Raw genomic sequence first — 13,282 nt, 5'->3', positions numbered from 1 at the left:
AGTGTCAGATTGCAAATTTACAAAATGTGAGCTGTTCACTTAGCACCCACAATTTCTTTGCATTCTCCCTATCCAGGGAATATGGTTTTACGCCCCGCAAGGAGAGCGGTTCATCATAATTGTGTTCAATGTTCCCTTCATCCAGTTCGGCCACATCTACATTCTCGCAATAAACCCCTCCAATACCATTCAATTGCGGGCTGGTAGCACACCACACGGAAGTTGCGGCGCCCTGCTCAACAGTCTTGAGTTTGGCTGCTACAGACGGTTTTAGATTTCCGTTTTCATCGTGCGTACCCATTTGTTGAAACAATGCCATGGGGGCTACCCGGCCGAGGTCTGTTCCATTAACCGATCCCGGATGAACCGAAAAAGCACGCACCCCATATGCTTTTCCCCGGTGGTCGAATTCTACGGTAAAAAGATTATTGGCTGTTTTGGATTGCCCATAACCCTGTAAAGTTTCATAGGCCCTGTTGGTAAAATGGGGATCATCAAAATTAAATGGGGCCATCTGGTGGCCATAGGATGATACATTGATCACCCGTGCGCTTTGGGCGTTTTTTAACGCCGGCCACAAACGGGCCGTTAGCTGAAAATGCCCTAAATGATTGGTGGTAAGTTGCGACTCATAACCGCGTTTGTCACGTTGCAGGGGTACCCACATAATGCCGGCATTGTTCACCAACAGGTGAAGCGTGTTATTGGCTGCAAGGAATTCTTGTGCAAACCGGTCAATTGATTCAGGGTCCATGAGGTCCATTTTTTCAATGGTCACAGAAGGCACAGCCCTTAAACTGCTGGTGGCTTTCTGTATATCACGGGCGGGCACAATGACTTTGGCGCCTGCAGCCACAAAAGTTTTTACGGTCTCAAGGCCTATACCTGCATAACCACCGGTTACGATGGCTGTTTTACCGGTGAGATCAATTCCTTTTATTACATCATGTGTTGTTGAGGTGGCGTTAAATCCCGATTGAATGGGTTGTTGTAATGCGCCATTGTAGTTGTCTTTGCGTTCCATTGTTTTTGATTTTATAAGACAAAATTACAGCGTGCATCAGCAACCTGTTTTGTTTAGAAAGTCAGATTACTTTGTTTAGAAAGTCAATTCCTGAAATGGATGATGGCCCCGGTTCAGGGAACTATCGTACTGGTTCGAATATTGTTTATAGTTAATGTCTTAAAGCTATTCAATAAAAAAATTATTTGTTGGTTGCGTTACATCAGCTAAAACGTCATTTAATGTAAACTTCATTTGTAAATGTGGGATAAATCGGCCGGAATGATCAACATTTGTTGAAAAGCTAATACAATGAAACCCTGTTTTAGCGGATTATTGCTGCTGATAATAGTGGGGACCCTTACGAACTGCAGAAAAAAGGATGCCATCTCAAAATATATACCTACCGATTCCATTGGTTTAATAAACCAATGGATCCTGGACAGCATGCAACGATATTCTTACTGGACAAGCGACATACCCAACGATCCGGATTATTCGAAAACGCCGGATGCATTTTTCAACAGTATCAGGTCTTCACACGATCGTTTTTCCTGGATCAGCAATGGAACTTCTATTCCCCAGCCTTCCAACTCCTGGTTTACCTACGGCTTTCATTATGCCTTTGCCCAGGTGCCGGGGTATGATAATTATATTGGTGTAATTACCTTTGTAAACAAAAATGGGGGCGCAGACAGGGCCGGTTTACAACGGGGCAGTTATTTTATGCAGGTAAATGGCATGATCGTTAATCATAGTAACCTGGATGCCGTAAACCAGCAACTAAGATCGGGCGCCAGTTGCAGGCTTACAACTGCCAGGTACGATAACGGTTCCTGGAAGGCAGATACTGCTGTTACTGTACCTGCAATCTTTAATACGGAGAATGTGATCACTTATACCCGTTCATTTACTGCAAACGGTAAAACTACCGGTTATATCTATTACAGTTCATTTGATGAGCGTTATGATAACAGTTTGCTGGGGGCATTTGATAAATTAAAAGGGGCGGGCGCTTCAGAACTGATCCTTGATCTGCGCTACAATGCCGGTGGCAGTGTGGCAAGTAGTGCCAAGCTGGCCGGTATGGTGGCCACTACAATGGGAGCTGCTGATACCTATGTTATATTGAGTGGAAACCGGTACGAAGGCAGGCAGGTACGCAGTCTGCAGCAGGTGCTTAACACCTCAGGAAATGTTTACGGGAAGCAGTATGCCGATTTACAAAGCAGGCAGTTAGCGTTGCGCCGGGTCTTTATTTTAACTACTGCGGCCACGGCTTCGGCAGCAGAACTGGTGGTCAACGCCCTTAAACCTTACCTGACCGTAATACAAATTGGACAAACGACCACAGGTAAAGATGAGGCTGGCTTTGTAATAACCGATACGCGTTCGCCACGCCGGGTTTTCTGGACGCTTGAGCCTATTGCCTATAAGTTATTCAACCGGGCCAATGAAGGCAATTATGCTGCCGGATTAACGCCCACGTATATGGTAGATGAGATGGCCGAATTGCCATTGGCAGATGCAGGTACCCCTTTGGATCCACTTGTAAAACAGGCGCTTCAATTAATATATGGCAGTACCCTGCCGGTTACCTTTACCAATTTGCGTATGTCGCATACACCCGTACACATCCGAACGATCTATCAATCAGCTAATGCACAGGCCCCGGCTGGTGCCGTCATAAACAGCTTACGTTAGTATTGCAAAGAATAATAAATTATTTATGCTTTCAATATCCACTTCCGACAAAGAATTGCTTGAACGAATGCAGGATAATGATGAACAGGCTTTTGCGTCGCTGTTTCACCGTTACTGGGAAGAATTGTATATAGCAGCCGGCAAGCGGCTGGGGCATGCTGCCAGCACAAAAGACATTGTGCAGGAAATAATGGCTTCCCTATGGGTACGGCGTCATGCCATCAGTACCAATGAGGAAGGCTCGCTGAAAGCATATTTGTACACTTTACTGCGCTATCGCATTTTTGACGCTATTGCCCAGGACCGGCAAAAAGAAATATCTTATCATGTATTTCAACAGCTATTGGGCCTGCAGCAAACCCACGTACTCGAAGAGGTGATCTCGAAAGAGCTGTTCAAAGTTATTTATGAAGAAATAGAAGCCATGCCCCCCACAATGAAAAAAGTGATGCAGCTGAGTGAACGCCAGGGATATTCCAACCCCGAAATTGCCACGCAACTGGAACTGTCTGAAAAAACAGTGCGTAACCTCACCTCCCTGGCCCTGGCGCGCATCAGGGCCTGTATAGATAAATATTATGCCGATGCTCCGGTGTCTTCTCCTGCGCAGAATGCCTTTATATTATTTGCGCTCTCATTTTTAAGCATTTGATCCTTAACATTCTGGTAATATACTTCTTCGGGACAAATGCTGCTTTAGTGCTGTATTATATATGAACGCAAAGGAAGTATGGAATTTATTAAACGCATATTCAATAATTACCTGGATGGGAAAGCTACCGTATCCGAAACTACGGTAGCAGACACCTGGTATGAAGAAACCGGCAGGCAGCCTACGCCGGAATGGATCACGCAAAAAAGCCTTGACCGGGCAAAAGCCGAAACATTGGAAAACCTGTCGGCCCAACTGAATTTGCCGTTAAATAAATTGCAACAGCGGTCAGGATCAAAGTTCTTATATATAAGAAAATATCTTCCTTATATGGCCGCAGCAGTGGTATTGGTAGTAGCGGGTTTTGGTATAATTCGCACGATGATGGTACCCGCGGCCCATAACCGGAAGTTGCCGGCACGTCAGGTATTTTCTACCGCCCCGCGTACCCGTAAAAAGCTAACCCTGCCCGATGGTACAATAGTTTGGCTGAACAATGGCAGCAAGCTGTCGTTGTCATTGGCCGATTTTCGCAGGGCTGCCACCCGGGAAGTTTGGCTTGATGAGGGCGAGGCTTATTTTGAAGTAGCCAAAAATGCGGCACGACCCTTTATAGTGCATGTAGATTCGCTACAGGCCAGGGTGCTGGGTACCGCTTTCAACATCCAGGCTTATCGCCAGCTGGCTGGCATACAGGTACTGGTAAGCCATGGAAGTGTACAGGTATCGGCTTCGGGCAGTGTGCTCGATACGCTGGTGCATAACCGGCAGCTGACCTTTTTTAGCAGGCATCACTTTTATGTAAGTCAGCTGGTCACCGAACAAAACCTGGGCTGGTGGAACAACCGTTTTGTGCTCAATGGGGCCAGTTTTAAGGAGCTGGCGTTGCGGCTGCAACTCAGGTTCGGCGTACAACTGATAAGCAATAACCAACGTATTTTACAAACATCTTTTTCAGCAGGTTTTCCGGAAAATGCTTCACTGGAACAAATGCTGACTGTATTATGTACATTATATAAAACCAGTTATCACCGTGTAAACAACCGGATCATTATTTATTAATCAGCTCTAAGCGTGAACGAAAAAAGGGTTCTTGAAAAAGAGCATGGTAATGGTATGCCCTGGCACTAACAATTAACCAACCTGTATATTCTAATTATGATGAAACTACGCTTATTTATTTTTTCCGGATTGCTATCATTGATCTGTGCACAACTGGGGGCCCAGGTGTTGCAGAAGAAGCTGACTGCAACATTTAAAAAAGAACCCCTTAATGTACGGTTAAAAGCCATAGAAGGACAAACTGGCGTTACCATTGCTTTCGATGAAAACCAGGTAACACAAAAAATGGCGCCTGCCCATGACTTTGTCAATGCTTCTTTACAGGAAGTATTGCAACAGGCGCTTAAAAATTCTCCACTTGAATATAAAGAGGTGAATGGAACGGTAGTGATCATGGCCAAAACCCACGCCGCCACAACAACCCCGTTGCAAAAAGGAAACGTTGTTGTTAGCGGAAAAATAATTGACCAGGAAAGTGGCGAAGCGGTATCGGGCGCCACCGTACAATTAAACAACAGCTCTGTAATAACCGATATAGAAGGTAGTTTTTCACTAAAAGTTCCTGCAGGGGTTTACCAGGCAGCCATCACTTCTGTTGGCTACCTGGCAAAAAAGATCACCGGTATCGAATTAGGAAAGGAGGAGGTATTTACACTGAATTTGACCCTCACCCGCGAAGGTGCCAATCTTAAACAGGTTACGGTAACCGCTACGGCCCGCAAAGAAGGCGTAGCTGCATTATATACACGCCAGCAAAACAGTGCAGCCATGACAAACGGTATTTCGGCAGAACAAATTTCCCGCACGCCCGATAAAAACGTAGGCGAGATCATGAAACGGGTGAGTGGGGTAGCTACCGTGGACAACAGATACCTGGTGGTACGTGGATTGAGCGAACGGTACAACCAGGCCGTACTCGACGGACAGGTAATGCCCAGTACCGAATTGAACCGGAAGAATTTCAGCTTCGATATTGTGCCGGCTACCATTGTTGAAAATATAACGGTGACCAAAACTCTTACACCCGATCGCAGTGCCGAGTTTGGCGGCGGTATTGTAGAGGTAAACACCATCGACGTGCCCACGCAAAACTTTTTGAGCCTGAGCGCCGGCACCAGTTATAATGATAAAACAACCAACAAGACTTTTTTATCGCTACCCCTTGAAGGACGCGAATATGCCGGTAAGTTGTCAAAAAGCCGTACCCTCTTTGGTACCCTCGATTGGAAAAGCCCTAAAGAGATTTTTGATTATTACGATGCGAATAATAAGAATCATACTCTTATAAGCAATAACTGGGGTATTACTTCCTTTAACGCACAGCCCGCACAGAACTACCAGTTGTCGGTGGGCAGGGTGTTCAAGCTGCCCAACAGCGATCAAAAGCTGGGTATTATAGCCCTGGCCAATTACCGGAATACCTTGCAAACACAGGATATTAATACCGGCAGAGACGGTTGGCTGGGCGACCCGGAGCCGCTGGCTGGGGCCAGTGGCAAGCGGTATGGGTTTACTACCAATATTTCGGGCCTTGTGGGCGTGGGTTTTCGCAATAAGAACACCCGGGTGAAGGCAAGCAGCCTGTATTTACGTACGCTCGATCAGCAACTGCTGCTGGTTGACCATGGTTCAAACCAGGACGGGAACTGGGGGGCGAACGATGTCACTTACCAAACAACAATGCTGCAAAACCAGCTGGTTGTTGAACGGTCAATTGGCCACAAGGGCGTAAAGTTGAATGCAACAGGAAGTTATTTGTATATGAACAGGCTGCGGCCCGACAATCATTTTATGATCCACACGGCTATTGTAGATTCCAATATGAAGAATGATGTGAATCTAACGGGTGCAGGTACCCGGTTCTGGACCCGCGCGCTTGAAAAAAATTATTCATGGGACGCTTCGGTGAGCGTGCCATTCCTGATAAAGCAAAACAGCCAGATCTTTAAAGGTGGTTATAGCGGCTGGAGTAAAGATCGCCTCTTTTACACACTTTTTGGTAATGATGTTGCCAATACCAATTTCAATGGGGTTACTTACTTAGTTCCCCTGCGCAGTATTTATACCGATGAATACAATGCCTCTTTCGATTTTCAACGCAGGTTTTTTGATGCGTACCATAAAACGGCCAGCCTGCATGCGGTATATGCCATGCTCGACAATAAATGGGGCATTCACTGGCGGCTGGTGTGGGGTGTTCGGGCAGAGTATTATGACCTGAACAAGGTCAATAACCAAATAGATTCCCTGCAGTCAAGAAATCCGGGAATGGATTTTTCCGCGCTCCGCAACCGGGAAAAAAGCCTGAACCTGTTTCCTTCGGTAAACCTTACCTACCACCTTACCAGCCAGATGAACCTGCGTCTTTCGTATGTTAAATCAATTATCCGTCCCGATTTGCGTGAACTGGTAAATTTTGCGCAGTACGATTATGAGCTGGGCGGCGCATACCATGGTAACCTGGTGCATTCTACCCTTATTGATCATTATGATCTCCGTTATGAATGGTTTCCGGCGGCCGGTGATATTTTGTCAGCATCGCTGTTTTACAAAAAACTCAGGTATCCCATGGCCATTTACCAGATGTATGGGAATGCCGATTACCAGTTGATGAACGACAAAGACGCCAAAAACTACGGTATTGAGCTGGAAGCCCGTAAATCATTTGCGTTTACCGGACTGCCTGTTTTACGCAATATTACTTTATATGGCAACTTTACTTACCTCGATGCCCGGGTACGGCAAATGGCTGCAGATGCAACGACCGATCCCGACAATCCTAATCGCCTGATCATAACGGAAACCATCTACCGTACTGAAAAAAGACCGCAAAGCGGCGCCAGCAATTATATGTACAATGCCGGTTTTTATTACAACAGCAAACTGGTTTCACTCAGCCTGGTCTATAACAGCGTTACCAACCGGATGTTCCGCCCCGCCGGCCCGGGTCACCAGAACGAGTCGTTATACGAACAGCCGTTAAAATCATTGGATGCGCAGTTGGCCGTACACTTCCTGCACAGGCAGGCCGAAGTGAAGATCAACCTGGCCAATTTGCTCAATAGTTATTCTGTAATATACCAGAACAGGTTTAATGATAATGATGATGACCTGTTATCAAGCAAAAAAGATCCTTCCAAAAAGGAAGCGCAGTACCAGTCCGGTAAAGACCTGGTTAATTATAAAGTGGCGCCCGGACGTACCTACAGCGTTACACTCAGTTATACATTCAAATAAGAACCAAATGCCGATATAAGTAAAGAAATGAGATTCCCATTAAACCAAATTCAAATCAAACATTATGATTAAGAGAAAGATCCTTATGGCTGTGGTAACAATATCATTGGCCGGAGGAATGGCAGCTTGTAAAAAATCAGGCGTAAATCCAAAAAATGATCATAGTCTGAACGCTGGTATCGCAGAAGATTGCGGTTGTTCTGTAGTAGCGACCTCCGATAGTACAATTTCCGGACAGATCACAACCGATCTTCACCTCAGCAACACCGTTGTTTACAAATTAAGCGGACTGGTGTTTGTAACAGGTAATCACACACTTACTATCGACCCGGGTACACGCATTCTGGGCCTTCCCGGTACCGCCGATGGTTCAGTTGCCGGTGGTGGTCTTGTTATAACCCGTGGATCAAAAATTCAGGCGGTAGGTACTTCAAGCTGCCCGATCGTATTTACATCTTATCGTTATGACAACAATCCTCAGTCTGGTGACTGGTCGGGTATTGTCTTACTGGGTAAAGCGCCTACCAATAACTATCCTGCTTCCATTGAAGGTATCAACAATACGTTGTATCCCGGTATTGATGTGCTGTATGGTTCAGATGCTCCGGATGCGCATGATAATTCTGGCACAATGAAGTTCGTACGCATAGAGTACGGCGGCTATGTACTGAGCCCCAACAACGAGATCAATGGTCTTACCTTTGGCGGTGTTGGCGATGGCACAACGATCGATTATGTAGAAGTATTTAAAGCCAACGACGATTCATTCGAGTTTTTCGGTGGAACTGTAAGTCCTTCTCATATTATCTCTGTTGATGGATTGGATGATATGTTTGATACTGATAATGGTTACGCTGGTACAATTTCGTATGCATTAGGTATGTCAGATGTTACCCGTCCTGATGTAAGTCAGTCAAATGGTTTGGAAAGCGATAACAACGCTACCGGTACAGGTGCTACACCTAATACGCACGCACATTACAACCACATTACCATTATTGGTTTACCCAATGCAACATTGGCATCTGAACAAATTACCATTCCACCAAATGGTAATGCAAGTTCTGGTACCGGTCGTTATGGCCGTGCCGCACACCTGCGCAGAGGCGCCGAATTTGATATTCAAAATGGTATTTTCCTGGGCTTCAACTATGGGCTTTCTATAGACACTGCACTGGGCAATACCAAGGGCAAATATTTAGCCGGCACTTCTTCAGTTACCAACACATTTGTGCACGCATTTGGCACTTCTGCAACTGCGGCTGCCCCTCACCTGGCAGCGTATGATGTAGAAGGCAATGGTATCTCAGCAACAGGAAGTGGCTTTAGTCTGGATGCTGCTTTCTATAACAAAGCTATTACCGATGGCAACACCGGCATGGTTGATGCTGACCCGGGTGTACTTGGTCTGGAAGATCCGTTTAACCGCAGCTCTGTAGGTGCACTCAACTTTATGGCTGGTTCGTTCACTGATGCTGACCAGGCTGGTGCTGGTGCTTTCCCTGGCCGTGAAGACTGGACCATCGTTAACGGATGCTATAACTGGACCAGGTATTAATAATTTTAATTAATCACTATCAACTAACAACCAAACAGTATTTCTTTATTTATAAAGGCAGAAGAGCGGCTTTCCCTCAACTATGGGGGAGAGCCACTCTTTATATATAAAGCCCCACTTAACCCGGCAAATACAAACTATTATGAAAGGAAACATTATTATAGCTGTATCGTTGATGAGTTTAATAGCCATTTTTTCATGCCGTAAGGGCGATTATGCGCCGGAGCATTATTATGGCGGTATCAATATCAATAACTCCGCATTGTCGGTAGCAGGTATGGATGTGTTCATGGACGGAACAAAAGCGGGAACCATCAGCCCTGGAAAAAGTATCGACCTCAACCTGCTTACTGCCGGCGCAAGCGGACATTTAACTATCTATAAAGCAGATTCTGCGCACACTGCCGATAATCTTGTTGCCGACACCATGCTCACTTTCCCCAAAAACAATAAAATAAGCCTCGATGTTATTTGCAGTGAACTGCTTCAAATAAAAGGCTTCTGGGATAAAAGCATTCTTTCAGTTCCGTCAGATTCTGTACGGGTGCGCATTAAGTATGTATCAACAGTAACAACCATTACCAAACCGCTGAACGCGTATAATATCCGTTTATTCAATGGCGCTCCCAAAACCGCCAGGGATAGTTTTCCAGTGGTTCCGCTTACAATAAATAACTATTCGCAGGCATTTACTTTGAAAAAAGGCCTCGATCTGTATTATCGGATGATAGATCCGGCCACTGGCGCGTATTTGAAAGATAATACCACCAATTATTTCTTCCGGTTATATAATTTCGGTACCAGCACCGTGTACGTTGGGGGCTCTTATGCGTTAGTTACCATTACTATTTCTGAAAATGCCGGCAATTATAAATTAACCTATCCGGCAACGCTTCAAAAAGTGAATTAAACGGCGCGTTAAAAATTAAACTTTAACCCTTGAAAACATTAAAGCAGGAAGAGGCAGAAAAATATAAATTCTCTGCAACTTCCTGCTTAATAAACGGCTGTGAAAAACCGGTTATTTAATGATTGTCACTTTTTTAGTTATCAGTTCCCCGGTGTTGAAACGGATCTGCAAAAGATAAGTGCCTGATGTTAGTGCACTGAAATTTAACATAAACGTGCTTTTGTTGCTGCTGTTTATTTGCTCCGAAGCCTGATATACGGTATTCCCATTCATATCCTGCAGGTATAGGTTAACATGCGCGTTATCATGGGGTGAAGTAATATTCAGGTAGCCCCATCCTTTATTTGGATTGGGATAGAATTCAACGTTAGTAATTGCATCGCCGGGCTGCCCGGCATTTACCGGGGGTGTAACAGCCAAATCTACCCGGGCCGCTGACGGCGCCGATATAGCGAACTGACCAAAACTGGTCACGTTGCTTTGGTTATTAAAAGTAATAGAACTGTTTCCGGCGGAAAAGGCAAAGCGTGCTGCCTGCCGAACGTCTGTACTCCACGTAGATCCCCATGCGCAGGAAGCCCGTTTGTAGATCTTAAAATCGGTTGCCTTAAAATTGGAGCTCGCAATATTCAAACCACTGAACCGGATGCTATCAGGCACCGTAAAGGTTTTGTTACTGCCATAATTATTAATAATGAAGTAATGCGATCCCGGCACCAATGGCAACGAATTAGGCTTCGTGTCGGGCGGCGAATTGAGCTGAAACGCCACTACCTCGCCATTGGGATAGGTAGCATTATTCTTCAGGAAGATATCGATACCTGTACCTGTGAAGCTATGCTTGCCGCCGGCATTTACATTTGATTTGCGGAAAACGCTCCCTGTGGCAACCGGCGCCGTGGAGGTTGTGATAAATGCACTACCCGGAATGGTGGCTTTAAAGTCACTCATGAGATCGGGCACCGTGCCGGTAGCCGCGTTGTATTGGTTGAACTGGAAATATTTCAGCAAGCCGGTTTCAGCCGCCGCATTGCTTTGTATAAGGTGCATCTTTTCCCTTACCTCGTTCTGACTTAAAGCATAGTTATAAAATTTGATCTCATCAATGGCTCCCTTGTAGGCAGCATCCTGCCAGTGAATATCCAGGTTTACATAAAAGGGATCCTGCGACAGGTTTAAAACAGGCATAGGGCCGTTATTAACAGTGGCGGGTACGCCGTTCAGGTAAATTTTAACCCCTGAAGGCGAATAAGTAAGCACCACAAAGTTCCAGGTCGCGGTGTCTGCGATTAACCCGCTGGTATTGCCCCATCCTACAATAGTATCGGTGTAGCACAACTGAAGATTGGGTGCATACCCTTGATTTACATCAAATATAAAACCAAGCCCGAACCCCTTGCCCAACGACGGATTTGGATTCCAGCCTATGATCTGCGAAAGTGCTTCTTGCAGGCCATCCGGCTTTATCCAGCAGGAGATGGAAAAATTATTGCTGTTGATATTTACTTTACCCAGTCTAATAGGGGTCAGGCTGCCATCCATTTTCAGGCACTTGCCTGCAACCGTATCCGCTTTCACAGCAAGTGCCGACAGTGCGAACTGGCCAAAACCGGTTACATTATTACCAGTGCCGAAAGTGATGGTGCTGTTGCCTGACATATAATTAAAACCGGTTGACCGGCTGATTTGCGGACCCCATGAATCGCCCCATGCTCCGGAAGAACGCCTGTATAAATTAAAATCTGCTGTACCGTGAGCGGCATCAATATCACGGCCGTTAAACCGGATGCTGTCGGGTGCAGTAAAGGTGGTATTACTACCGTAATTATTTATAATGAAATAGCCGGAACGGGGTATCAAAGAAAGGCTGTCAGGTTTTTTGTCGGGCGGCGAATTGAGCTGAAACGCCACTACTTCGCCATTAGGATAGGTAGCGCCATTCTTCAGGAACAGATCGATGCCTGTGCCGGTAAAACTATGCTGTCCGCCCGAATTCACATTTGGTTTCCGGAACACTTTGCCGGTAGCAACCGGCGCTGTGGATGGAATGAACAGGCTGGCGGGAACCAGCGCCTGGTAGGAGCTTGCTATATCCTGTACAACCCCTGCGGCACTATCATACTTGTTGAACTGGTAGTATTTGAGCAAACCTGTCTCTGTGGCCGCATTACTTTGGATGAGATGCATCTTTTCTCTTACCTCGTTCTGGGTTAAGGCATAATTGTAAAACTTGATCTCATCGATGGCTCCTTTATAAGCGGCGCCCTGCCCGTGGAGATCCCTGCTTATGTAAAAAGGCGACTGCGACAGGTCTATAACGGGCATTTGTGCGTTATTGACCTTGGAAGGCACCCCATTCAAATAGATGGTTACCCCTGTTGGCGAATAGGTAAGCACCACAAAGTTCCAGGTGGCGGTATCTGGTATCAGCCCGCTTTCATTACCCCATGATACTAAATTATCGGTATAGGCCAGTTCAAGATTGGACGGTCCGCCTTTCCATGCAAATCCAAGCCCAAACCAGGAGGATGGACCCGGATAAGCATCATGTCCCAGCAATTGCGTAAGCGCGTTTTGCAGGCCATCGGGCTTTATCCAGCAGGAAATGGAAAAATTGTTGCTGTTGATATTTACCTTACCCAGATTAATTGAGTTATAGCTGCCATCCATCTTCAGGCATTGGCCGGCAACCGTATCGGGTGAACAGTTGTCCCGGGTAAACGTGATCATTTGGTCAACCGTGCGGGTATGTTTATTGCCCGCTGCATCGGTTACCTCAAGCGATACCGTATAAGACCCCGGTAACTGGTAAACCACTTTCGGTTCTCTTGCAGTGGTGCTGCTTACATACGAGGCGCCCGGAAATGTCCATTTCCATTGGGCGCCTGCATAATTTACATTCGAATAATCGATAAAGGAAACAGTATCCCGAATACAGGAAATAAATTGCTGATCGGCCATGGGCTGGGCCACGGGCGTTCCGGCGCCGAATAACGGCGATTCCCATACGCCCCTGTTGCCTGCAATGCGCAACTTGCTATCGCGGTAAAAAATAATTCCGCCCTGGTTGCAGGCAAAATTCAGCGGCAACCCGTTGCTGTAGTCAACCCAGTCAGCCATCGTATTATCCCGGTAATAGACTTTTGCCGGCGCATT

Annotated in this window: 8 protein-coding genes; 6 read left to right on the top strand and 2 right to left on the bottom strand. The window is 46.0% G+C overall.

Annotation, left to right across the window (positions count from 1 at the left end):
* Window positions 1-4 precede the first annotated feature (4 nt).
* On the bottom strand, window positions 5-1,024 hold the full coding sequence (locus A3860_RS36395) for an SDR family NAD(P)-dependent oxidoreductase (protein WP_081155521.1): 1,020 nt from the start codon (window positions 1,022-1,024) through the stop codon (window positions 5-7).
* A 291-nt stretch (window positions 1,025-1,315) separates the two neighbouring features.
* Here A3860_RS36395 and A3860_RS36390 point away from each other — a divergent pair, with 291 nt between their 5' ends.
* The 6 genes from A3860_RS36390 (at window position 1,316) to A3860_RS36365 (ending at window position 10,126) form a co-directional block, all read left to right on the top strand.
* Window positions 1,316-2,707 carry a S41 family peptidase gene (locus A3860_RS36390; protein ID WP_081155520.1) on the top strand — a complete coding sequence of 464 codons (1,392 nt, stop codon included), beginning with the start codon at window positions 1,316-1,318 and terminating at the stop codon, window positions 2,705-2,707.
* 25 nt (window positions 2,708-2,732) lie between these two features.
* Window positions 2,733-3,359 carry an RNA polymerase sigma factor gene (locus A3860_RS36385; RefSeq protein ID WP_081155519.1) on the top strand — a complete coding sequence of 209 codons (627 nt, stop codon included), beginning with the start codon at window positions 2,733-2,735 and terminating at the stop codon, window positions 3,357-3,359.
* Window positions 3,360-3,437: 78 nt separating this feature from the next.
* On the top strand, window positions 3,438-4,421 hold the full coding sequence (locus A3860_RS36380) for a FecR family protein (protein ID WP_081155518.1): 984 nt from the start codon (window positions 3,438-3,440) through the stop codon (window positions 4,419-4,421).
* 96 nt (window positions 4,422-4,517) lie between these two features.
* Window positions 4,518-7,658, top strand: a complete 3,141-nt coding sequence (locus tag A3860_RS36375; RefSeq protein ID WP_081155517.1) for a TonB-dependent receptor — start codon at window positions 4,518-4,520, stop codon at window positions 7,656-7,658.
* A 64-nt stretch (window positions 7,659-7,722) separates the two neighbouring features.
* Window positions 7,723-9,216: a hypothetical protein gene (locus tag A3860_RS36370; protein WP_081155516.1), complete on the top strand. Its 1,494-nt coding sequence runs from the start codon at window positions 7,723-7,725 to the stop codon at window positions 9,214-9,216.
* Window positions 9,217-9,358: 142 nt separating this feature from the next.
* Window positions 9,359-10,126 (top strand): hypothetical protein, encoded by a 768-nt coding sequence (locus tag A3860_RS36365; protein ID WP_081155515.1) that lies wholly within the window; start codon window positions 9,359-9,361, stop codon window positions 10,124-10,126.
* Between the two features lie 111 nt (window positions 10,127-10,237).
* On the opposite strand, the gene A3860_RS36360 is transcribed toward A3860_RS36365, so the two are convergent.
* Window positions 10,238-13,282 (bottom strand): LamG-like jellyroll fold domain-containing protein (locus A3860_RS36360; protein WP_143774441.1); only part of this gene is annotated, 3,045 nt, incomplete at its 5' end.

Source organism: Niastella vici (assembly GCF_002077945.1).
Taxonomy (GTDB): domain Bacteria; phylum Bacteroidota; class Bacteroidia; order Chitinophagales; family Chitinophagaceae; genus Niastella; species Niastella vici.
The sequence above is the reverse complement of the archived record's forward strand: the minus strand, read 5'-3'. Positions and strand labels throughout refer to the sequence as shown.

What these genes read in the sequence shown, in the direction of transcription:
- A3860_RS36395 (WP_081155521.1), bottom strand. Translation starts at nt 1,024, where the DNA reads ATGGAACGCAAAGACAACTACAATGGCGCATTACAACAACCCATTCAA.
- A3860_RS36390 (WP_081155520.1), top strand. Translation starts at nt 1,316, where the DNA reads ATGAAACCCTGTTTTAGCGGATTATTGCTGCTGATAATAGTGGGGACC.
- A3860_RS36385 (WP_081155519.1), top strand. Translation starts at nt 2,733, where the DNA reads ATGCTTTCAATATCCACTTCCGACAAAGAATTGCTTGAACGAATGCAG.
- A3860_RS36380 (WP_081155518.1), top strand. Translation starts at nt 3,438, where the DNA reads ATGGAATTTATTAAACGCATATTCAATAATTACCTGGATGGGAAAGCT.
- A3860_RS36375 (WP_081155517.1), top strand. Translation starts at nt 4,518, where the DNA reads ATGATGAAACTACGCTTATTTATTTTTTCCGGATTGCTATCATTGATC.
- A3860_RS36370 (WP_081155516.1), top strand. Translation starts at nt 7,723, where the DNA reads ATGATTAAGAGAAAGATCCTTATGGCTGTGGTAACAATATCATTGGCC.
- A3860_RS36365 (WP_081155515.1), top strand. Translation starts at nt 9,359, where the DNA reads ATGAAAGGAAACATTATTATAGCTGTATCGTTGATGAGTTTAATAGCC.